The organism is Anabaena sp. FACHB-1237, from assembly GCF_014696225.1.
Lineage (GTDB): Bacteria > Cyanobacteriota > Cyanobacteriia > Cyanobacteriales > Nostocaceae > FACHB-1237.
Genome location: NZ_JACJPV010000002.1, coordinates 202436 through 223526, shown reverse-complemented (window position 1 = coordinate 223526; position 21091 = coordinate 202436). Strand labels below are relative to the sequence as shown.

Here is a 21091-nt window from a genome sequence, read left to right as displayed (position 1 = left end):
GTTTCCTCTCATTTTTAATGCTATTTATTCTCATTAAGCCTCTTAATTTTTGAGTGACCTTTAGTTATTATGTACTACTTCAATGGCTTTTTTGATCTGTGACAGTTGAGGGTGCGGAATGTGGGTTAGATAGGGTATGATTAATTCACTACCTTCAACAGCAGGAATCTGATCGGTATTCAGTGCTTCTGTTTGATATTCAGCAAAATTCATAATGCAATTCCTTAAATATTTGATAATTTATTTTTTGGAAGCCCCGTTTTTAATAAAAATCTTTCTTTCGTCAAGAGATCGATCACGTTGTAGCGGGTGGCGTGGATGTCCATTTTTTGTTAAATCATCACCATTACCTTTACTATCAACAAGATAATAAAGTGTTTTACAAGAAATGAGATTTAGCACTTCTTCCACACGATATTTCTTCGCACTGGAATTATCAAGCCCCGCTCCCCACGCTACAATAATTGAATCAGCACGTTTTGTGGCTGATAGAATATAAAGGTTATTTTTGTGTCCCACAATGTCATCTCCTTTTTTAAGTGCTTCATTGAGTTCTTTGGGTTCTGTTGCAATATAAGCGAATAAATTAACTACTTCAAGAGAACCATAATTCCATGACCTAGCCAAGTCAATACATTTCTTGATAGTGGGATCATTTTCCTCTTCCCCTGCACCAGCCGTACTTGGGTTAAGCATTACAAAGGTAACTTGCGGCAAATTTTCATCCCATATACGCCGTAGTAAATAGCGATATTTTCTCTTTTTTGGATCTTTATAGTCGAACTTAGCATATCCTGGTTTTCTTTTCTTATTCATGTTTTACCCTGAATTACTGTTGATTTATAAATAGTATAAGATATCAAAACAGACACAACTGTTGAGATTTTTCTGTATCTGGATTTTGAAAAAGGCTTGATTTTTTTATCGGAGTTTTTTGCCCATTTTTGTTATGTTGTTTTGATATACAATTCGGAATTTCAGATGTAGTTTTTACTAAAGAATCTAACTCTAAAGATAATTGCTGACCATTATCCTGCAAATTAGGAATTTCTAATGGTGGTAATCTCTGTGCTAAAGTTTCTTGAACTTTATCATTAATACACCATTTAGGTGGATAAAAATAATCAATTGGTTGAGGAGTTGCTGTGAATTTGGCTTTGATCTTTTTGCGATTACTTTTTAAATCAGGAAAAGCGGCTCGACAGTATTTATCAGTTTCACAAAAAAGATTTTGACAGTCTATAGCTTTGAGTGGACGACCCCAGAGAGATTTAAAATTTAAACCCAAACGTTGAAATTGATTTTCTTGATTTTCTGTCATCCAATAAATGATATCAGCATAACTTTTTCCTTTAGTATCAATAAAACATTTATCAATACCCCGTTCTGCACCTGGTCCTGCTATAGTAAAACTGTTATCATCAAAGTTGATAACTTCACTATAATTAATATCTGTTGCTAATTGGTAAGCCATAAACTTTGTATGTATTATGCCAGGGATGTACATGGCGAGGATTGCCAGGAGATTTCCCCCTTTGGCAAACAGTTTATGGTTATTTTTGGCGATGGAGTCAAGATGGTACATGGTTAAAGATTCACGACAAACTTTACCAGTGGGTTAGGGTCGCAGCGGGACGGGAACCTAGTCCATCAGAAGCCGCAGTTGATAGTCAATCAGTGGAAACAGCAACAATGATTTCCCAAGATGTAGGTTATGATGCAGGTAAAAAGATACATGGGCGCAAACGGCATATAAGTGTAGATATGTTAGGGCTGGTTTTGCGTGTCTTGGTAACGTCTGCGAGTCTTCCAGAACGGGAAGGAGCCAAAAAAGTTCTCCATCGAGTTCATAATACAGGGAATCAGGTTAAACGATTAAATACTATTTGGATGGATGGAGGATACCGAGGGGATGAATTTATGCGTTGGGTAATGGATATGTTTCGGTGGATTGTCACAATTGTTCTCAGACCTTTGGAGAAAAAGGGTTTTGTCCATTTACCTAAGCGTTGGGTTGTGGAGCGTACTTTTGGCTGGCTTAATTGGTGTCGCCGTTTAAGCTCTGACTTTTAAAACATCCTCTTAGAGATGTTACCATAAATCTATCAATAAAATCCTGAATATCTATGATGTGAGGATTTATTAGGAAAGGTACAAATTTATCTTCTATTAAACCTAATTACATACCTATTGATGTAACTCAGGTTACAATAACCTACAATTTGAAAATTTAATACAGTTTGTTACATAATTAGGTATTGTTTAGGATTAAGCTATTTAGATATTTTTAGACGTGCGATCGCACTAAATATTAATAACCTAATGAAAATAAATGATATCAAACATTTATTCCAATCATAACCAAATATCAATACGGCAGGTTTTATGCTTTAATCGTAAGGACAGATTGATTGGTTAAAAAGAGCTACAGTTGAGAACATAATCAAATCAAATTAAGTTTAGAAGATTCTCAATCTTTTGTAGAATCACTACTACATCCTCCAGCACCTAATGAAAGGATGATGAAAGCTGCGGCGGAGTATAAAAAAGCAATAGGATTAAAATGACTATTCCTAACTTTAATTACATTATTGAACCTATTTCATCTCAACACAACCGAGATGATTTTTCCTGTGGAATAGAAGCACTGGACTATTATTTAAAAAAGCAAGCTAAACAAGATGTACGACGATTTTTGACAGCAGTATTTGTTTTAATATGATTTGGAAAAACAACATATTGCTGGTTATTATACATTAGCTTACTTATATATTGTGAGTGTTTATACATATTTATAATGTATTAATCAATGTAAGAAAATACTAGTATAATTACTGTTGGTATTGGTAGTGATAGTGGTAAAATAAATATAATTGATTGAAACTAGGTTCAAAAAATGTATCAAAGTGAGTTATTATCTTAGATTTTCATATTTGGTATATTTATAAATATTTGGGTAATTAGACATTTTACAAAGTGATTTGTTTAATGAAATATTACCCAAAATATGCTCATTTTTTTGTCATTCAAAATAAAGGTTATCAAACATTATGAATGCAATTTCTCAGGTTTGGGATATTATTTGGGATAATGATCTATTTCATTGGACAACAGTTATAGTTCTTGGTGTAGCAGTAAGTTATGAAATATATACAGTTACAAACTATTGGAGACAATCAAATATAGATAAGAAAGCTGTTGAAAAGTTATCTGAACTTCTCAGAAATAAGGAAAGAATAGCAGGAAAAATCAAGAATCAAAAGAAATATTTAGATGAATGGATTGATGAACATTTAGAAACAGAAAATGATGAACCCATTATAACCAATAACAAATATATACTCAAACAATATCCAGAAATATTAACTCATTCTACTCGCAGTAACTTACGATTTGTTGGTACATTATGTACAGCTATTGGTGTGTTAGGAACATTTTATGGTATTCAAGCAGGTATAGGAACTATTCCCTTAAATAATCTGAATAATACACAAGCTTTACTATCAGGAGTAGCGGGTTTATTAGAAGGGATGAAAACTGCATTTTCTACATCTTTGATGGGATTAGGATCTGGCAGTTTATTTACTATATGTCTCTTTATTACAGACTCAATTAGGCAGTCACAACATGATAAAGTTAGCAGAAGTTTACACAGAATTACTGTTACTAAAAAAGATAGCAGTGATGATGCAGTCAATAGTTTAAAAGAAATAGCTGCAAGTTTTAAAAACTTTGATTTTAACGCTAATTTAAGAGCATCCCAAGCATTAGAAAAAGTAGCTCAAAATCTTGATGCTAGAATTATTGGTACAGAAGTAGGAAATGCAGTTAGTTTGCAATTAGATAGAACAATTGAAACTAGATTAACTCCTGTATTTAATAATATTTCTGATTCCCAAAAAACATTAACTGAAATTAGCACAGTTCAAAGAACTGTACTGGAAAACTTAATTATTGAAATGAAAAATCAATTAATTATTCCATTAGTAGATAGACTAGATCAAAGTGCAACTTTAACTCAACAAGCATCCGCAGCAGTAACTAAATTAAATAATGAATTAGGAGGAATTTCCGAAAAATTAGCTAATTCAATTGTGACCATTCAACAGTTTCAACAAGAGACATTAGGAGAATTAAATAATTTTGCTAATAGCTTACAATCTACCTTATATAATTTCCAAAGAGACACCACCAACGTTTTACAAGAAACTGGAGTTTCTATTACCAAAGCAGTGGAAACAAGTATTACAGGTATGGAATCTCAACGGGAAGCATTTAAAGAAAGTGCAGCACAAGCAGCAAATACATTTAGAGGTATTCGAGAAGATTTAGAACAATCTTTAACAAGTCAGTCTGAACAGCAAAAAGAGATATTACAAGTAGTTTATTCCCGATTTTTACAAATATTAAATCAAGCCAATGAGAACTTCACAACTCAAACACAAACATTAGAAACTGTAGGTAAAGAAGCATCACAATTAATGAATAATGCTAAGGAAAACTTAGAACAAACATTAACTAATATTGATGATACTTTACAAAATACCCGTGTCACTGTACAAGAGGAATTACAAACATTTAGAATTGAATATCAAAATAGTTTAACTCAATTTTTTAATGAACAAAATCAATTATTAGAAGGTACATTAGGAACTCAAAGAAATGCTTTACAAGAAGTTGTTGATAATTTACGTGATGCTTTCGCAGAAGAAACCCAACGGAGACAATCATTAATGAATGATTTAACTAATACTATTAATGAAGTCACTAGAGGTATGAATGAAATTGATAAGGTAACTAATACTATGCAAACAAGGGTGAGAGAAATACAACAATTAGCAGCAGCAATGGGTTTAAACTCAGGAGAAAGATTAACCCAATTACAAGAATTGTCTCGAAATATTGGTACAGCAACTCAAGAGTTTAATCTTTTGCTTCATAGTTGGGAAAATCATCTTAATAACTATATGAATGTTTCCACACAATGGCAAACTAAATTTTTTAATGAAGCTGATAGTTCAATTGCAAAAGTATGTAGTGGTTTATTAGAAACTGCTAACCTTTTAGTTAAAATTGAAAATGATCGTCGGTTGAATTAATAGTTGAATTAATAACTTATTTTCCTAAAAACAAATTACCAAAAAATTAATATCAACAGGTAAATTATCAAATGTTTAATGATGTCAATTTCAACAAAAATCATGATGATCAAGATGAAGAAAGTTCCGCAACTTATCTTTCTATTGGTGATTTAATGTCAGGTTTATTAATGTTTTTCGCTTTGCTTTTTATTACTGCTTTAATTCAACTAAATGAAGCCCAAAAATATATTAAAGTAACATTCATAGATGAGTTACAAAGAGAATTAAAAGCTAATAACATTCAAGTGAAAGTTGACCCTAATACCGGAGATATTAGCTTGAGAGATAGCATATTATTTGATACTAATAGTTCTAAATTAAATCCTCAAGGTGAAAAAACATTACAAAAATTAATCCCCATTTATAGCAAAGTAATTTTTGAAACTCCCAAAGTTAAAGATCAAGTTGAAAGAGTGATTATTGAAGGTCATACTAGCGCTGATGGTGACTCTAATATTAACATGGAATTAAGTTTAATGAGAGCGTGGCAAGTTGCTAAATATACATTATATCAAATGCCATTTTCTAATAAAACTCATAAATCACAGTTAGAAAGAAAAATTATGGTAGTAGGAAGAGGTGAAAATGATGCTAAAACAGGAGATTTACCAACAGATAGAAAAGTAGTATTTCGTATTCAATTTAAAGGACAAGACTTAGGTAATTTAAACACACCAAAAAAATAGGCTAAAAAATAGACTAAAAAAAAGAAAATTATGATTAATCAAAATCTCCAGGAAATTATTCCACCAGACCATCAACCCCATAGATTAATTGACCTTGCAGCAAAACAGAAACCAAGTAATATTACTCTATCTATATTAGCATTCAAAGAAAAAATTGATCAAAATAGAATTGAAGAAATTAGTTTAATAGAATGGATATGGTGTATTGATAATGATCAAGTTTGGGAGAAATTGCCAGAATTAGATAGAAAACAATTAGCTTTAAAAATGTGGCATATATCGTTAAATAACGAATGGTTATATTTTACCTTAGTTCGTCGTTTAGCTTGGTTTTTAAATGGTCAAAAAAATGTGATAATATCCGATTTAGTTAATAGTTTTTACACCTGGAGTAACTCAATTTCTGTACAGAATAATCTAGTTATTAAAATTTTGGTTACTTTAGGAACAGATCAAACAAAAACAGAATTGGTAAAAATTACCTGTGAACAAAATTTAACTCGCAATGAATTATTAAAGAAAATAAATAATGTATTACCAAATATTCCTATTTTTAAAGATTATGTTTTGGAAATATCACCTTATTTTGCTAAAGTTCTACATCCAATTACTTTGGATAAAGTCAATTGGTTATTACGTTGTTTTGATGAAATGGAAGAAACAACTGAAGTTACTTCAGTAGAGTATCTCTTAAATCATCTTTCTACATCAATAGTTGGTAATTTTCCTGAGTTGGTTAATTGGTTCAAAAATAACTATAATAATTCTAGTAAACAATCAAAATTATCCAGTCAAGCTAGACAAAAGTTAAGAATTTGGATCGGTGCAGTTAATTATCAAGACTTTTCTAATTTAGTAGATTTAATTATTAAGCGAATTGGTATCACACAGAAAGAGGAAAATCAATTAACCAAACGTCAAGGTTTTTGGGCTAATTATAGTAATAGTTTTATGAGAATAAAGATTTTACTACCTATGCAATCTTATCAAATTATTAATCATGATTTGAGAGTAGATCAAGATGTTCAAAAACTACTACCAGATGGTAGTGATAATACAGAAATATGTATTTTTGATTTAGGAAATCAAGGTTTAATTGTAGAGTTTTTTAGAGGTAGAGGAAGCGAAACTAGAATTTTTCCTCAAAATAATGATATAGAAAGTATTTTATTTGGTTCTCAACCATTATCAGTCAAAAAGATTAGAAAATTAGGAGGTGAAGCACATGATCATGTTCTTGGTTGGCAATGGTCTTGTGAAAAATTATTAAGAACTAAATATACAATTTTACCAAATACAGGAACTCTATCTTTTATTGGATTACCGATAAAATATGGTAAATATAATGTTAACTTGGGTTTACCACAACCTGACTATCAAAAATTAAATGAACGTGAAAATCAAGTAAGAAAATGGAAACAGATAATTAATCAATTAGAATTAGAAGCCAAACAATCAGTATTATAACCCTATAAATCACCATGAAAGATATTTTTAAAAACCCATCAATAGAAAGATTAGTTAATGAAATTGTTGCTTTAAATCATGCTTGGAAAGCTGCTGTAGAATTATTTGGAGATGATAGTCCTTTATCCCAAAGTGCAAGAGATTTAAAAGGATGTTTACAGGTAAGATTATTACAGAGTTATCCAGATCAAGTTTATTTAATCATAGATCAAGAAAGTTCAGAAACAGCAGGGGAAGAAGTATATAGTCTGCGTTTAGTAACTCCTATTAATAATCGCAATAATGCTGAACATCTACCTGTAAGAGTTGCAAAAAAATTACTTTCTCAGGAAGAAATTGCTAAACTTGAAAACGATGTGATATAAAAACATCAAGTTCCATCTAAAATACAAAATCAAACCATCAATTTATCAATAATATCCTGAAAATCCTTAAATCCTGGATATCCTGATTCAGACATTGCTGATTGTGTTAATATTTACAATCATTATAACCTCTGCTGAGTCGGAATAATAATCATCGAAAAATAAGGTACAGCATCAGGATCAACCTCATCTAATGCTAAAATACGCTGTTGTGTAGTAGTAGCACGTTCAATATATTTAGCCCTATCAATTAACCCTAACTCATGCAAAAGATCCCGTACCTTGCTAAAATGACGGCCAATCTTCATAATTGCCGCTGCATCAGTAGATAACAACTTACTTGCTAACACCTCTTTAGGCAACGTCGCAGGTAAAACCGTTAAAATATCATTATAGTATGTAAATGGTATACCTAACGCTACTGGACAAGCCATTAAAGAAGATACCCCAGGCACAACTTCCGTATCATATTGGTGAGATAAGCGTGTAAATAAATACATAAAAGAACCGTAGAAAAACGGATCACCCTCACACAACACCACCACATCACGACCAGCGGCTAAATGGACCTCTATGGCTTCTGTTTCCTTATTATAGACAGATGTCGCCTTTTCCGGTTCTAAGGCGCGAGGAAGGTGATATAACACCTCTATTTGATCACCGGGAAGATACTGAGATACTATCTTACGGGCAATACTTTCCTTATCCGTAGCTGATTGATAGGCCAGCACAGGGGCAGAACGTATTAATCGCAAGGCTTTTAACGTCAGAAGTTCAGGATCTCCAGGACCCACACCAATACCGTATAAACGACCTCCAGAGTGATTCATTATTCTTCCTCACTTGCTAGGGCGTTAATAGCAGCAGCAGCGATCGCACTTCCACCCCTTCTACCATGCAATGTAATATATGGCACACCTCGACTATCTTCCGCTAAAGCCAATTTAGACTCCGCAGCCCCCACAAAACCCACAGGAAAACCTAAAATTAAAGCAGGGCGAGGAATCTCTTCCTCCAACATCTCCAAAAGGTGAAATAATGCTGTAGGTGCGTTACCAATGACCACTATTGCCCCTTCTAAATGAAACCGCCATAATTCTAACGCTGCGGCGGATCTTGTAGTTCTCAGTCTTTTGGCCAGTTGGGGAATTTCAAAATCTCCCAAGGTGCAAATAACCTTATTTCTGCTGGGTAGTCTTTTTCTGGTAATTCCTTCCATGACCATGCGACAATCACATAAAATAGGTGCACCAGCAATTAAAGCCTTCTTACCTGATTCTGCCGCATCGTTGGAAAATTGTACATCCTTAACAATATCCGTCATACCGCAAGCGTGAATCATACGTACAACCACTTTAGCAATGTCTGGAGGAATGTGGTCTAAATTAGTTTCTGATCTGATGATCTCAAAAGAATGACGATATATTTCGTCAGCATCACGAATGTATTCAAACATAAGGTTCTCAAATGATTAATTTACTAGTAATTGGTTTAATTGGTCAGTAGTATAACGGAGAGTAAATTCTCTAAATGATTCATCATAACTAAAACGTTGATTTTGATAAACCTCTAACATTTTGGTCATTAAGTAAGGAATCTTATAACAAGAAACACATTCATACAACAATCTCCCACAAATATAAATTTGATAACTGGGTTCATTTACAGTAGTTTCTTCTGACTCTGCTAGTGTTACACCAATCAGAGTAATATCACCTTCTGTGTGTTGAGCGCAAGATTTGCTGCAACCGCTAAAATGAATATTAATCGGAAAATCTATGGTTAAGTTAGTCTTATTCTCCAGATATTCAGCTAACATCAAAGCATCTATGTTCGCCTCTGTATGTGCTGAATTACATCCTTTTCTTCCCGCACAAGCAACTAAATGACTTTTAATATTTTTGGGGTTAGTAGTTAAACCTAAATTAGTAATTTCTGTATTAAATTCCCTAATTTTATCCCCAGGAATATCTGTGATTAATAAATTTTGCCAAGGTGTTAATCTAAAATTATTTGTCAGATGATGATCATACTCTTGACTAACATTAATTAAACCACGAAGTTGCCAAGTTTCTAACTTTCCTAATGGTAAAACAACACCAAGATAATATAACCCTGGTTGTTTTTGAGGATGAATGCCTAAATGTTTTTGTTGTCTGAAAGTGAGATTTTCAGAACTTGCAATTTGCAGTGGATACGGTTGTAAAAAATTCAAAGATTTGAGATATTCTCCTAAACCAATATTATTGATAACCTCTCTTAACCTGGTTTTACGTTGTTGAGTAATATCAATATTTTCTAAATAGGTATTAGCTAAAACTCCTAAAACTTGCAGATATTTTTCCACAGGAAATAAAATTCCCGTATCCTGTGGAGGTTGTCTTTTTTCTCCATAACTTAAATACAGTCGAAAGTAAATTTGATCATTAATGATTTCTGCCAATAAAGTAATATCATTAAGTTGATTAATTAGGGAAATTGCACCTTTACCATCAAAGCAAATACTAAACTTAGCTGATAATTCACCTAAATGAGAATTTTCAGTAATATAATTATCCCATCCTTCAACAAAAGGAAGAGTATTAATAATTTCTTCACTGTCAATTCCGGCAATAGGACTAGTCATAATATTGCGAATATGATCTATTTGATAATTAATAGATCCTAATCCTAATTGTTGCAACTTTGCCAAAGTAGGCAAATCTATTTCTTGGTGAACTTCTCGAATTTGAATATTAGCACGATTGGTAATATTTATATATTTTTGACCATAATTATCAGCTATATCAGCAATAGTTAATAATTGTTGATGGTTAATTATTCCTCCCGGTATACGTAACCGATAAATAATACCATCTTGGGCAATTGTAGAATAATATAAACCAGGACAAGGTGTAACTAACAATGGAACTTTCTCCTCCTCTGTGCGACGCAGAGACAGAATATGATTAAGTTCTCTTTTTGGCGTTCTGACTTAGGCAATGTTTATCTGATCTTTGTGATCTTGAATCATCCAAAAATGCCATTACAGTTGCGGCACAGTCTCGGAATTTCACCGAAGTTTCCCAAATATAAGAGATGAATTATTCTAGCATAATTATCTACAAATAATATTCTCAGCTATCTTAATTTTTGTAAAGTGGTGCAGGCATCTTGCCAGCAAGTGTTATCTGCCTTAATATGATTTTTTTCACGCAGAGTCGCAGAGTGACAGAGAGTATATGATTGTATAATTATGTATACAGCACGTTTCATCTATCTGAGATATACTATTAGCACAGTAAGATGCCTGCACTACAAGGATTTTATCATTAATATCTGTACCTCGTAAGATCGAAAACTGCTGTAATTTCTTTTTTCTCCTGACTCGGTGACTCCTACTAGGTTAATACTAGGTTATCTCGATGAACTACGGTATCTGCACCTGCATAACCTAAAATATCACGAATTTCACGGGAATGACAACCACAAATTTTGTGTAATTCTTGACTATTATAATTTACCAAACCCCTAGCAATTTCCTCTCCACTACTATCACAAATCTGTACCGCTTCTTGAGTATCAAATTCTCCTGAAATACTTTTTATTCCTGCTGCTAATAGCGATTTTCCCCCTTGGGTAATTGCTTCAATTGCACCTGGATCTAAATATAATTGACCTTCTGGAATTAAACCATAGGCGATCCATCTTTTCCGGGCTGAAGTTGGTTCTGGTTGAGGTGTAAAATGTGTTCCTATGGGTTCTCCAGCAATGATTTTAGGGATGTTTCTAGGAAAACGCCCGTGAGTGATGACTGTGCGTACTCCTGCGGCTATGGCTATTCTAGCAGCGGAAATTTTCGTGATCATTCCTCCTGTTCCCCACTGTGATCCTTGTCCACCAGTTTTAATCTGTAATTTTGTTAATTCGTCAATGCTATTAACTATACTAATTGGTTTAGCATCAGCTACGGTTCGAGGATCGGCTGAGTATAAACTATCTACATCTGTTAATAAAAATAACCAATCTGCTTCTACTAAACTGGCTACTAAGGCTGATAATGTATCATTATCACCGAATTTTAATTCTTCTATGGCTACTGTATCATTTTCATTGACTATGGGAATTACTCCTAAAGTCAATAATTCCTTAAAAGTATTGTATACATTCAAATAGCGATTTCGTTGTACTAAATCAGCCCTAGTTAATAATACTTGGGCGATCGCCTGTTCTAAGGTAGTAAATAAATCATCATAGATCCGCATTAACCGCCCCTGTCCCACTGCCGCTACTGCTTGTTTAAGAGCGATCGATTTAGGACGTTCAGTTAAACCTAAACGCGCACAACCGACTCCCACCGCACCAGAAGAAACTAAAATTACTTGATGTCCTGCCCTACGTAAATCACAGATAGTTTCTGTTAATGTGGCTATAGTAGAAAGGGCTAGTTGGGATGTTTCTGGTTGCGTGAGACTTGAAGTACCAATTTTAATGACAATTTTTTGACCCATTGCTTATACCATCCCTCTCAAAATCCCAGATTTATCGCACTTTTGTCAACCATCAAGTCTGCTACCGCTGCCACATTAGTAGGGTGTGGTTCGACAAGCTCACCAACCACGTCAGACAGCATAAATCATGTAAATAAACATATTCTTGATATCTGACGCACCCTACATCAGATTTTTGGTGTGACACCTATGTAAGTCCTACATAAATTAAGGCAATTTTATCAAAAATTGGTGATGACATCATCAAAAAAACAGTACAAAACAGTAAATTACTAAAATAAATGATAAAATGAGAATGATTATCATTCTGATATTGTCTTCTATGTCACTTACAAATTCAACTGCTGACAAACCACAAAAGCCTTTCCAACGTCCTCGTCGTCTCCGTCGAACTGAAACGCTACGGAAAATGGTGCGGGAAACAATTTTAACTGTAGATGATCTGATCTATCCTATGTTTGTTATGGAAGGTGAAAACACAAAAGTAGAAATTTCTTCCATGCCAGGATGTTATCGTTTTTCTTTAGATTTACTCCTCCAAGAAATAGCCCAAGTGTCACAATTGGGTATTAATGCGATCGCACTTTTCCCAGTAATTCCCGAAGAGCAAAAAGACAATACGGGCAAAGAAAGCTACAATCCACAGGGATTAGTACAGGAAACCGTCAAAGCCATTAAAAAAGCAGTTCCAGAAATCATCGTTATTACTGATGTTGCATTAGACCCCTTCACAACTCATGGCCATGATGGTTTAGTTAGTGAAAATGGCACAATTCTCAATGATCAAACCGTAGAAGTGCTAGTAAAAATGGCACTATCCCAAGCGGAAGCAGGAGCCGATTTTGTTGCTCCTTCTGATATGATGGATGGCAGAATCGGCGCAATCCGCCAGGCTTTAGACGGTCAAGGTTATATCAATGTAGGTATTTTGGCATACTCAGCAAAATACGCCTCAGCCTATTATGGTCCATTCCGGGACGCTTTAGATTCAGCCCCTAAATTTGGGGACAAGAAAACCTATCAAATGGATGCAGCTAACGCTAAAGAAGCTTTAAAAGAAATTGAACTGGATATTGCTGAAGGTGCGGATATTATTATGGTTAAACCAGCATTATCATATCTGGACATAATATATCAAGTAAAAATAGCTACAAACTTACCAGTCGCAGCTTATAATGTTAGTGGCGAATATGCAATGATTAAAGCTGCGGCTCAACATGGTTGGATTGATGAGAAAAAGGTGATCTTAGAAACCTTAACCAGCATGAAGCGGGCTGGTGCTGACTTAATCTTGACTTACTTTGCTAAAGAAGTGGCTCTGATGTTAAAGTAATTGACTAAATTATCACAAAAAAATGAGTTTTTTTAATCCTAATTGTACTATTGAGGATTTTTTGGAGTTATAATGAGAACGATTCTCATTTTTTTGAATGCCTTGATCTGTGTAACATAACACAAGTACATTAGTCCTGCTTTCATTGCTCACATAAAACCACTAGATTTTGAGATGAATACCATAACTGTGGACACAACAAACATAATTCCTGAAATTCCCAAACAAGGAATGCCAGTGACTATTATTACCGGATTTTTAGGAAGTGGAAAAACAACACTTTTGAATCAAATTCTTCAGAACAAACAAGATGTAAAAGTCGCTGTCCTTGTGAATGAGTTTGGTGATATTAACATTGATAGTCAATTACTAATTTCTGTAGACCAAGATATGGTAGAACTTAGTAATGGCTGTATATGTTGTACAATTAATGATGGTTTAGTTGATGCTGTTTATCGAGTTTTAGAAAGAGAAGAACGCATTGATTATCTAGTAATTGAAACTACTGGTGTAGCCGATCCTTTACCGATTATCTTAACGTTTGTTGGCAGAGAACTAAGAGACTTAACTAACATAGATTCAATTCTAACTGTAGTAGATGCTGAAGCATTTAACGAAAAACATTTTGAAAGTGAAGCAGCTTTAAAACAGATTACCTATGGAGACATTATTCTCCTCAATAAAACAGACCTTGTTACCCTAGACAAACTACAAGAAGTAGAAAATTTCATTCATGATATCAAACATGGAGCAAGAATTTTACATACTCAATATGGTCAAGTTCCTTTACCTCTAATTTTAGATGTGAGTTTAACACCAAAAGATCATTATATTGCCATTGACGATGAAGATACTCATAAACATGAACATCATCATCACTCTACACATTTAGAAAATGATGGCTTTGTTTCCATTTCTTTCCAAAGTGATAAACCATTTGATATACATAAATTTCAGAACTTCTTGACCGAACAAATGCCTGAAAATATATTTCGAGCTAAGGGCATTTTATGGTTTAGCGATATCAACTTACGCCATATCTTTCAACTGTGTGGACATCGTTACAGTTTGAACACTGATCAATGGTATGCTTCACCTAAAAATCAGTTGGTTTTTATTGGCAGAAATTTGGATACTAATGACATTTACACAAAAATTAACAAATGTTTGTTATAATTCAAAAATGTTAAATCATTATCAAATTTACTCAATAGCTGTGGGTAAATATTCAACTATTAACTGCCGTTATAACTCATCATCCCATTAAACTCAAATCATGACTTTATCCATTCATCCACAACTAACCACTGCTGATATAACTTTATCTTTTTCTAACCACCAGCAACCAACTGTAACAGAAGCAGACATGATGCAAGCTGTACGCACTTTGCTAATTGGATTAGGAGAAAATCCAGATCGTGAGGGATTAAAAGATACTCCCAAAAGAGTCGTCAAAGCCTTAAAGTTTCTGACCAGTGGATATGATCAATCTGTAGATGAATTGCTAAATGGGGCGGTATTTACAGAAGATGCAAATGAAATGGTGTTAGTTCGGGATATTGATATTTTTAGTTCCTGTGAACACCACATATTGCCAATCATTGGTCGCGCTCATGTCGCTTATATTCCTAATGGTAAAGTGATAGGACTATCAAAAATTGCCCGCATTTGTGAAATGTATGCTCGACGTTTACAAGTGCAAGAACGGCTGACTTTACAAATTGCTAATGCACTGCAAGGTTTACTCAAACCTCAAGGAGTTGCAGTGGTAATTGAAGCAACTCATATGTGTATGGTGATGAGAGGAGTACAAAAACCAGGTTCTTGGACTGTTACTAGCGCCATGCGTGGTGTGTTTTCTGAAGACGCACGGACTCGTGAAGAATTTATGAATTTAATTCAACACAACGGTAATTTTAAATAAAAGGTTTTTCCTAATGCAAATCTAATGTAAATTTACTTTATGCCATGTAGAGATAAATTCTGATAAATTCTTTATTATTTCTACATGACTATCTTGGGAATAAGGATTATTGAAAACATCATCAACATTAAATATGGCTTTACCAAAGATTACGGTTGTTGCTGGATTATTTGGCTCTGGAAAAACTACTTGGATTTCTCAAAAACTTCGAGATATTCCATCTCTTGAAAAAGTAATTTATTTTAGTCCAGGAACGGGAAATTGTCCTATTGATCAAACTAAAATAGCCACTGAATTTCCTGATTTAAAAATATTTGGAGATGGTCAAGAAATTGAATTTATTTATCAAATACCCACAGCAGATAGCGTTTATGTTGAATTAGGTTCTTATCTAGAATTACATAGCATATCAAAAATATTAGATCATCTAAATTACCACACTATAGCAATTATTCCGCCAGATTTAAAAAATGATTTAAAAAATTCGGAATATGATAGTTGGGCAAACGAAATTATATATGGCGCACCTGCACCCAGTATAATGGTAGAAAATTTATGGCGGGTAGTAACTACAAGTCAAGTTATTGATGAAAATAGTTTGGAGGAATTTTGGTATGAAATAACTCATGGGGCCTATGGCATTGTTGCCCGCGCTAAGGCAATTTTCGATGTCAATGATGGGCGTTCCCTTTACTGTGATTTTGTTAGCGGTGTTCCGGAAATAGAGTTTTTAGAATTAGACTTACCACGACATTTACAAGGTAGACCTCATCGGTTTAGTGGCATAGAAATAGTAGGTAAAAATTTGGATGAAACAGCTTTAAAATCAACATTATCAGATTGCTGTTTATCTGAATCCTTAATTTTTCAATATCAACAACAAGTACAACAAATTTTGTTAGAAGTTCAACAAGTATGAAAATAGCCGTCATGTCATGTATTCATGGTAATTATGAAGCCTTAGATGCTGTATTATTAGATATTGACCAGCAAAAAGCCCAAAAGATATTTTGTGTTGGTGATTTGGTGGGATATGGACCACATCCTAATGCGGTAATTAACCAAATTCGCTCTTTAGATATTCCTACTTGCGCTGGTTGTTGGGATGAAGATATTGTAGAAGGATTGAATGCTTGTGATTGTAGTTATCCCTCATTATTAGCAGAAAAAAGAGGTATTCAAGCTCATGAATGGACTAATCAAGAAATTCAGCCAGAAAACCGGGAATTTTTAGCAAGTTTACCCTACAGTATGCAATGGGTAAATTTGGCTTTTGTGCATGGTAGTCCTCACAGCAACCATGAATATTTATTACCGGATTTGGATGCTTTTGTTGCTTTAGAAAGAGTAATTTATACAGGTGCAGATGTCCTATTTTGTGGACATACTCATGTGCCTTATATAAGAACTCTTGATGCTGGTAAATTAGAAGTGCGGGTTGATAGTTATACTCCGAAAAAATCACACAAAACTAGTTTTACATCTCCGATCAAGCGGATTATTAATGTTGGTTCTGTGGGAGAACCTAGACATGGTAGACCTAATGCAACTTATGTAATTTATGATGATGAAACTCAAGAAGTGATATTAAGAGAAGTTACTTATGACTATCAAAAAACCTGTGCCGCAATTATTGAAAAAGGATTACCTAAAATCTTTGCCTGGCGTTTAGCACAGGGGTTAGAATTTGCAGAAAGAGCAGATGACCCAACTCATGTTTGTACAAGATGATTAATGATTAAAAAATTAAAAATTATGTGGGTTATTTTGAGTGGAATTGAAGGTAATTTAGCAGCTTATGAAGCTGTAATGGTAGATATTAAGCGTCAACGTTATGTAGATGCTTTATATATTTTGGGTGATTTAGTTGGACCGAATAAAGAGTGTGAACAATTGATAGAAAGGGTAAAATCTCCCCGTCGAGGTGAGTTACAACCAATGATTTGTAAGGGTTGGTGGGAAGAACAATGTTTGATTTTGCATGGTTTGGGATCAACTGGGGATGCTCCTGATTTGTTAGCAAAATATGGAGGTGATACTGTTAAGATGCTTTGGGATTGTGTTTCTCGTCAGACTGTACAATGGTTGAGAAATTTGGATTTTGGTTTTTTTGAATTAGATTGCTTATTAATACACGGTTCTACAATGGATGTAAATGATGAGCTTACTCCCGATACTCCCCCTATTACAATGTTAGATAGACTGTCACGAATGCAAGCAAATAACTTATTTTGTGGTCGTTCTGGATTAACTTTTCAGTATCATTTACAAGCGGGATCTATTACAAGTGAAATTACTACTCTTGATCATCAATTTTCCCCACAAACAAGGACTATTACACCTCGTCAAGTGATTGGTGTAGGAAATGTGGGACGCACTCGTGGTCAAGCAACCTATACTATTTATCATCCTAGTAGTAATAAAGTAGAATTTAAAACGCTGTACTATGGAAATAGTAAGGGTTTTCAAGCACAATAGAATTAATAGGACTTACGCAAGCGTCAGACTAAAAAATCTATTGTAGGGTGCGTCAGATATCAACAATTTGGTTATTTACATGATTTGTACTGTCTGACGTGGTTGGTGAGCTTGTCGAACCACATCCTACCAATGTGTCAGTTGCGTAAGTCCTATACCTAGTACAAACTTGAAAATTTTGATCATAATTGTTGCTAATAATGATATAGTGACTACCATCGGTTCTAATGAGAAACAGCCATTGGACGTGAGGGGGAAAGTTTGGTGTAAATCCAACACTGTCCCGCAACTGTGAGCCACAATATGGTAAGTCAGAATGCCCGCCGATAAAAGGACGTTTATATAAATCTGCGAGGTACAGATAATGTCTAAAAAAAAACAGGGTTTCATTAGTTTAACCCTGATGGCAATTATTAGTTTTTACTTGGTAGTTGGTTTTCCTAAACCTGCTTACGCAATGCACATTATGGAAGGTTTTTTACCGGTGCAGTGGGCAATTTTTTGGTGGGTTATAGCATTGCCATTTTTTATTTTAGGATTACGTAGTTTAACTCACATTACCCAAGCTAACCCAGAATTAAAACTACTCTTAGGTTTATCCGGTGCTTTTACCTTTGTGTTATCGGCTTTAAAAATTCCTTCTGTAACTGGAAGTTGTTCTCATCCTACTGGTACAGGTCTAGGGGCAGTTTTATTTGGACCTTTGACAATGACAGTTTTAGGTAGCTTAGTCTTATTATTTCAGGCTTTATTACTAGCACATGGTGGTTTGACAACATTGGGAGCAAATGCTTTTTCAATGGCGATCGCTGGTCCATTTGCAGCTTACTGGATCTATAATCTCACTGTGCGATTCACGGGTAAACAAAAAATTGCCCTATTTTTAGCCACAACCTTAGCGAACCTACTTACCTATATCATTACTTCAATTCAACTTGCTTTAGCGTTTCCTGCACCTGTAGGCGGTATAATCGCTTCATTTGCCAAATTTGCAGGAATTTTTGCCATTACTCAAGTACCCTTAGCAATTAGTGAAGGATTATTAACAATATTAGTATGGAATTGGTTACAATCTTATAATCATCAAGAGTTAGAACTTTTGCAATTAATTAAGGTAAAAAAACAAACTAATGAATCAATCTCATAAAGTCCTAAATAACTGGTTTTTAATATTAGCAGTCTTAGGTTTAACAATAGCACCTTTAATATTTGTACGTCATGGTAAATTTGGTGGTGCTGATGATCAAGCTAAAACTGCTATTACAGAAATTCAACCACAATATAAACCTTGGTTTACAGCACCTTTTGCACCAGCAAGTAATGAAATTGCCAGTTTGTTATTTGCCTCTCAAGCAGCTTTAGGTGCGGGAATAGTTGGTTATGCAATTGGTGTTTATAAAGGACGTTCTCAACAACCAAAACGGGAAGAATGAGTCTACAATTAGATACTTTAGCTTACACGAATAACCTGCGAAAATTGCCACCAGAACATAAAATAATTTTCGCATTTACTAACTTGATAATTTCCCTTACTAGTCATTGTTTGTTGCAAATTCTCATAACAATATGGCTGGGTATATGGACAGTAACTTATGCCAAAATTCCTCGTAGTATTTATTGGCGTTTATTGTTATTTACCATAGTTTTTTGTTTGACAAGTTTACCTGCATTAATAATTAATGGGGTGACAATTGATAATTTACAAATTGTCAAATTAGATTCATTATATGGTTTAAACTTTGGACAATTTTATCTCTATGTTAGTCATGATGGTACTATACAAGCATGGGAAATTTTTACAAGAGCATTAGCTTCTACATCTTGTTTATATTTTCTCATGTTAACTGTTCCTTTCACAGAAATATTGCAAACTTTACATTGGTTTAAATTTCCTCCACTATTAACCGATTTATTATTATTAATGTATCGGTTTATTTTCATTTTACTCAACACAGCCAATGAATTATGGATAGCACAAAATTCTCGCGGAGGATATCTTAATTGGCATATTAGCATGAAAAGTTTAGCAATATTAATAGGACAATTATTACAGCGAACTTTACAACAATATAGTCAATTTTCCCTGGGATTACAAGCACGAGGTTTTGCAGGGGAATTACGATTTTGCCATTCTCGGCATTATCATCCATCTCCACGATATACTATGGAAGCAATTAGTGGTTGTGTATTATTAATAGGATTAGAAATTTGCCAAAATGCAGGAATCTTTACTTGAATTTAATCTTGAATTTCATCAAGTATATTATACTTATCCCGGTTCACAGAGGTTACAACCACCTGCTTTAAATGGTTTAACCATGAAAATTCCCACTGGGAAAAAATGCGCCTTAATTGGTCAAAACGGCTGTGGTAAAACCACACTTTTATTATTAGCAAATGGTTTATACAAACCCAATTCTGGGACTATTAGTTGGTGTGGAAAACCATTTATTTATAATCGGCATTATCTCAGTCAAATTAGACAAAAAGTAGGTTTAGTATTTCAAGATCCTCAACAACAATTAGTCGCTACTACAGTGGAAGAAGATATTTCCTATGGTTTGTGTAATTTAGGTTTACCAGAAGGAGAAATTAAACAGCGAGTAACACAGGTTTTAAGTGAATTTAAGTTAACTAGTTTAGCCCATAAACCAGTACATCATCTCAGTTTAGGGCAGAAAAAACGAGTTTCTATTGCTGATGTGATGGTACTAAAACCTGAACTTTTAATATTAGATGAACCAACGGCATATTTAGATATTAAACATACTCGTAATTTGATGAAAACTCTCCATAAAATTCATCAAAATGGCAAGACTTTATTAATGGCTACTCACGATTTAGATTTAGTATATCGTTGGGCAGATTGGGTATTTATCATGGATAAAGGGCAATTAATTTTAGAAGGAACACCTGAGAATGTATTTAGTCACCGTGCAGTTTTGGAAGAGTTAGAACTAGGTGTACCCTTAATATATAAAATGTTATATTCGGGTTTATCCTCCCAAGAGAAAATAATTATAGAAAAAGTCAGACAAAGAATATTAAATGATGATGATGAACTGTGATTATCTATATCAATTTGAACTATAGAATAGAACCTTGATTTCTAATCGCCTTGACAAACTTATTAATTTTGCTACGAGACACATTAATATGGTTTTAGCATAGCTGCCGTAGGTATACGCCACGCTGCGCTATTATTCC

23 protein-coding genes, 1 pseudogene and 2 riboswitches are annotated in these 21091 nt (G+C 34.0%); of the genes and pseudogenes, 17 read left to right on the top strand and 7 right to left on the bottom strand.

What is annotated here, in order from left to right; genetic code table 11:
• Positions 1-60: 60 nt before the first annotated feature.
• From H6F32_RS01895 to H6F32_RS01885, 3 genes are read right to left on the bottom strand one after another with little or no spacing between them, the layout of a single operon-like run.
• Positions 61-213, bottom strand: a complete 153-nt coding sequence (locus tag H6F32_RS01895; RefSeq protein ID WP_190367651.1) for a hypothetical protein — start codon at positions 211-213, stop codon at positions 61-63.
• Positions 214-240: 27 nt separating this feature from the next.
• Positions 241-816 (bottom strand): DUF1643 domain-containing protein, encoded by a 576-nt coding sequence (locus H6F32_RS01890; protein ID WP_190367634.1) that lies wholly within the window; start codon positions 814-816, stop codon positions 241-243.
• Positions 817-859: 43 nt separating this feature from the next.
• A complete protein-coding gene (locus H6F32_RS01885) occupies positions 860-1474 on the bottom strand; it encodes a nucleotide kinase domain-containing protein (protein ID WP_242031017.1) in 615 nt (204 codons plus the stop codon).
• 8 nt (positions 1475-1482) lie between these two features.
• Between H6F32_RS01885 and H6F32_RS01880 the strand changes: the two are divergent.
• From H6F32_RS01880 to H6F32_RS01850, 7 genes and pseudogenes are all read left to right on the top strand, one after another.
• Positions 1483-2070, top strand: a pseudogene (locus tag H6F32_RS01880) (IS5 family transposase); the annotation flags it as partial.
• Between the two features lie 377 nt (positions 2071-2447).
• Positions 2448-2567, top strand: a complete 120-nt coding sequence (locus H6F32_RS20820) for a DUF1778 domain-containing protein (RefSeq protein ID WP_190367649.1) — start codon at positions 2448-2450, stop codon at positions 2565-2567.
• The gene (locus tag H6F32_RS01870; RefSeq protein ID WP_199294439.1) at positions 2564-2722 is read left to right on the top strand and encodes a hypothetical protein; all 159 of its coding nucleotides are present in this window, start codon (positions 2564-2566) and stop codon (positions 2720-2722) included. The genes H6F32_RS20820 and H6F32_RS01870 overlap by 4 nt, the downstream gene beginning before the upstream one ends.
• A 328-nt stretch (positions 2723-3050) precedes the next feature.
• On the top strand, positions 3051-5099 hold the full coding sequence (locus H6F32_RS01865; RefSeq protein WP_190367632.1) for a hypothetical protein: 2049 nt from the start codon (positions 3051-3053) through the stop codon (positions 5097-5099).
• A 71-nt stretch (positions 5100-5170) separates the two neighbouring features.
• Complete coding sequence (locus H6F32_RS01860; RefSeq protein ID WP_190367631.1) at positions 5171-5827, top strand: OmpA family protein; 657 nt, start codon at positions 5171-5173, stop codon at positions 5825-5827.
• A 30-nt stretch (positions 5828-5857) separates the two neighbouring features.
• Positions 5858-7294, top strand: a complete 1437-nt coding sequence (locus H6F32_RS01855) for an EH signature domain-containing protein (protein ID WP_199294438.1) — start codon at positions 5858-5860, stop codon at positions 7292-7294.
• A 14-nt stretch (positions 7295-7308) separates the two neighbouring features.
• A complete protein-coding gene (locus H6F32_RS01850) occupies positions 7309-7659 on the top strand; it encodes a hypothetical protein (RefSeq protein WP_190367630.1) in 351 nt (116 codons plus the stop codon).
• Positions 7660-7781: 122 nt separating this feature from the next.
• On the opposite strand, the gene H6F32_RS01845 is transcribed toward H6F32_RS01850, so the two are convergent.
• The 4 genes from H6F32_RS01845 to proB form a co-directional block, all read right to left on the bottom strand.
• Positions 7782-8489: a precorrin-2 C(20)-methyltransferase gene (locus H6F32_RS01845; protein WP_190367629.1), complete on the bottom strand. Its 708-nt coding sequence runs from the start codon at positions 8487-8489 to the stop codon at positions 7782-7784.
• On the bottom strand, positions 8489-9115 hold the full coding sequence (locus tag H6F32_RS01840) for a precorrin-8X methylmutase (protein ID WP_190367628.1): 627 nt from the start codon (positions 9113-9115) through the stop codon (positions 8489-8491). The genes H6F32_RS01845 and H6F32_RS01840 overlap by 1 nt, the downstream gene beginning before the upstream one ends.
• Before the next feature lie 15 nt (positions 9116-9130).
• Positions 9131-10564 (bottom strand): precorrin-3B synthase, encoded by a 1434-nt coding sequence (gene cobG / locus H6F32_RS01835; protein WP_242031016.1) that lies wholly within the window; start codon positions 10562-10564, stop codon positions 9131-9133.
• 4 nt (positions 10565-10568) lie between these two features.
• Positions 10569-10752, bottom strand: a riboswitch (adenosylcobalamin (AdoCbl) riboswitch).
• A 287-nt stretch (positions 10753-11039) separates the two neighbouring features.
• On the bottom strand, positions 11040-12149 hold the full coding sequence (gene proB / locus H6F32_RS01830; RefSeq protein WP_190367627.1) for a glutamate 5-kinase: 1110 nt from the start codon (positions 12147-12149) through the stop codon (positions 11040-11042).
• Between the two features lie 322 nt (positions 12150-12471).
• Between proB and hemB the strand changes: the two genes are divergently transcribed.
• The 10 genes from hemB (at position 12472) to H6F32_RS01780 (ending at position 20952) form a co-directional block, all read left to right on the top strand.
• Positions 12472-13482: a porphobilinogen synthase gene (hemB, locus tag H6F32_RS01825; RefSeq protein ID WP_190367626.1), complete on the top strand. Its 1011-nt coding sequence runs from the start codon at positions 12472-12474 to the stop codon at positions 13480-13482.
• Positions 13483-13656: 174 nt separating this feature from the next.
• Positions 13657-14658: a GTP-binding protein gene (locus H6F32_RS01820; RefSeq protein ID WP_190367625.1), complete on the top strand. Its 1002-nt coding sequence runs from the start codon at positions 13657-13659 to the stop codon at positions 14656-14658.
• A gap of 100 nt (positions 14659-14758) precedes the next feature.
• A complete protein-coding gene (gene folE / locus H6F32_RS01815) occupies positions 14759-15406 on the top strand; it encodes a GTP cyclohydrolase I FolE (protein ID WP_190367624.1) in 648 nt (215 codons plus the stop codon).
• Between the two features lie 133 nt (positions 15407-15539).
• Positions 15540-16325, top strand: a complete 786-nt coding sequence (locus H6F32_RS01810) for a GTP-binding protein (RefSeq protein ID WP_190367623.1) — start codon at positions 15540-15542, stop codon at positions 16323-16325.
• A complete protein-coding gene (locus H6F32_RS01805; RefSeq protein ID WP_190367622.1) occupies positions 16322-17137 on the top strand; it encodes a metallophosphoesterase in 816 nt (271 codons plus the stop codon). The genes H6F32_RS01810 and H6F32_RS01805 overlap by 4 nt, the downstream gene beginning before the upstream one ends.
• 24 nt (positions 17138-17161) lie before the next feature.
• A complete protein-coding gene (locus H6F32_RS01800) occupies positions 17162-17884 on the top strand; it encodes a metallophosphatase (RefSeq protein WP_190367621.1) in 723 nt (240 codons plus the stop codon).
• Between the two features lie 202 nt (positions 17885-18086).
• A riboswitch (cobalamin riboswitch) is annotated at positions 18087-18227 on the top strand.
• A 21-nt stretch (positions 18228-18248) separates the two neighbouring features.
• The gene (locus tag H6F32_RS01795) at positions 18249-19031 is read left to right on the top strand and encodes an energy-coupling factor ABC transporter permease (RefSeq protein ID WP_190367620.1); all 783 of its coding nucleotides are present in this window, start codon (positions 18249-18251) and stop codon (positions 19029-19031) included.
• Complete coding sequence (locus H6F32_RS01790; protein WP_190367619.1) at positions 19015-19317, top strand: energy-coupling factor ABC transporter substrate-binding protein; 303 nt, start codon at positions 19015-19017, stop codon at positions 19315-19317. Before H6F32_RS01795 ends, H6F32_RS01790 begins: the two co-directional genes overlap by 17 nt.
• Positions 19314-20120, top strand: coding sequence for a cobalt ECF transporter T component CbiQ (cbiQ, locus tag H6F32_RS01785; RefSeq protein ID WP_190367618.1), 807 nt, complete (start codon positions 19314-19316; stop codon positions 20118-20120). Before H6F32_RS01790 ends, cbiQ begins: the two co-directional genes overlap by 4 nt.
• The gene (locus H6F32_RS01780) at positions 20101-20952 is read left to right on the top strand and encodes an energy-coupling factor ABC transporter ATP-binding protein (RefSeq protein ID WP_190367617.1); all 852 of its coding nucleotides are present in this window, start codon (positions 20101-20103) and stop codon (positions 20950-20952) included. Before cbiQ ends, H6F32_RS01780 begins: the two co-directional genes overlap by 20 nt.
• Positions 20953-21091 lie beyond the last annotated feature (139 nt).

Bases quoted from the DNA above. Each gene is read 5' to 3' on its own strand.
- proB (WP_190367627.1), bottom strand. From the start codon at position 12,149: ATGGGTCAAAAAATTGTCATTAAAATTGGTACTTCAAGTCTCACGCAA.
- H6F32_RS01860 (WP_190367631.1), top strand. From the start codon at position 5,171: ATGTTTAATGATGTCAATTTCAACAAAAATCATGATGATCAAGATGAA.
- H6F32_RS01810 (WP_190367623.1), top strand. From the start codon at position 15,540: ATGGCTTTACCAAAGATTACGGTTGTTGCTGGATTATTTGGCTCTGGA.
- H6F32_RS01850 (WP_190367630.1), top strand. From the start codon at position 7,309: ATGAAAGATATTTTTAAAAACCCATCAATAGAAAGATTAGTTAATGAA.
- H6F32_RS01845 (WP_190367629.1), bottom strand. From the start codon at position 8,489: ATGAATCACTCTGGAGGTCGTTTATACGGTATTGGTGTGGGTCCTGGA.
- cbiQ (WP_190367618.1), top strand. From the start codon at position 19,314: ATGAGTCTACAATTAGATACTTTAGCTTACACGAATAACCTGCGAAAA.
- H6F32_RS01895 (WP_190367651.1), bottom strand. From the start codon at position 213: ATGAATTTTGCTGAATATCAAACAGAAGCACTGAATACCGATCAGATT.
- H6F32_RS01805 (WP_190367622.1), top strand. From the start codon at position 16,322: ATGAAAATAGCCGTCATGTCATGTATTCATGGTAATTATGAAGCCTTA.
- H6F32_RS01780 (WP_190367617.1), top strand. From the start codon at position 20,101: ATGCAGGAATCTTTACTTGAATTTAATCTTGAATTTCATCAAGTATAT.
- folE (WP_190367624.1), top strand. From the start codon at position 14,759: ATGACTTTATCCATTCATCCACAACTAACCACTGCTGATATAACTTTA.
- H6F32_RS01870 (WP_199294439.1), top strand. From the start codon at position 2,564: ATGACTATTCCTAACTTTAATTACATTATTGAACCTATTTCATCTCAA.
- H6F32_RS01820 (WP_190367625.1), top strand. From the start codon at position 13,657: ATGAATACCATAACTGTGGACACAACAAACATAATTCCTGAAATTCCC.
- H6F32_RS01790 (WP_190367619.1), top strand. From the start codon at position 19,015: ATGAATCAATCTCATAAAGTCCTAAATAACTGGTTTTTAATATTAGCA.
- hemB (WP_190367626.1), top strand. From the start codon at position 12,472: ATGTCACTTACAAATTCAACTGCTGACAAACCACAAAAGCCTTTCCAA.
- H6F32_RS01855 (WP_199294438.1), top strand. From the start codon at position 5,858: ATGATTAATCAAAATCTCCAGGAAATTATTCCACCAGACCATCAACCC.
- H6F32_RS01800 (WP_190367621.1), top strand. From the start codon at position 17,162: ATGTGGGTTATTTTGAGTGGAATTGAAGGTAATTTAGCAGCTTATGAA.
- H6F32_RS01890 (WP_190367634.1), bottom strand. From the start codon at position 816: ATGAATAAGAAAAGAAAACCAGGATATGCTAAGTTCGACTATAAAGAT.
- H6F32_RS01795 (WP_190367620.1), top strand. From the start codon at position 18,249: ATGTCTAAAAAAAAACAGGGTTTCATTAGTTTAACCCTGATGGCAATT.
- H6F32_RS01885 (WP_242031017.1), bottom strand. From the start codon at position 1,474: ATGGCTTACCAATTAGCAACAGATATTAATTATAGTGAAGTTATCAAC.
- H6F32_RS01865 (WP_190367632.1), top strand. From the start codon at position 3,051: ATGAATGCAATTTCTCAGGTTTGGGATATTATTTGGGATAATGATCTA.
- H6F32_RS01840 (WP_190367628.1), bottom strand. From the start codon at position 9,115: ATGTTTGAATACATTCGTGATGCTGACGAAATATATCGTCATTCTTTT.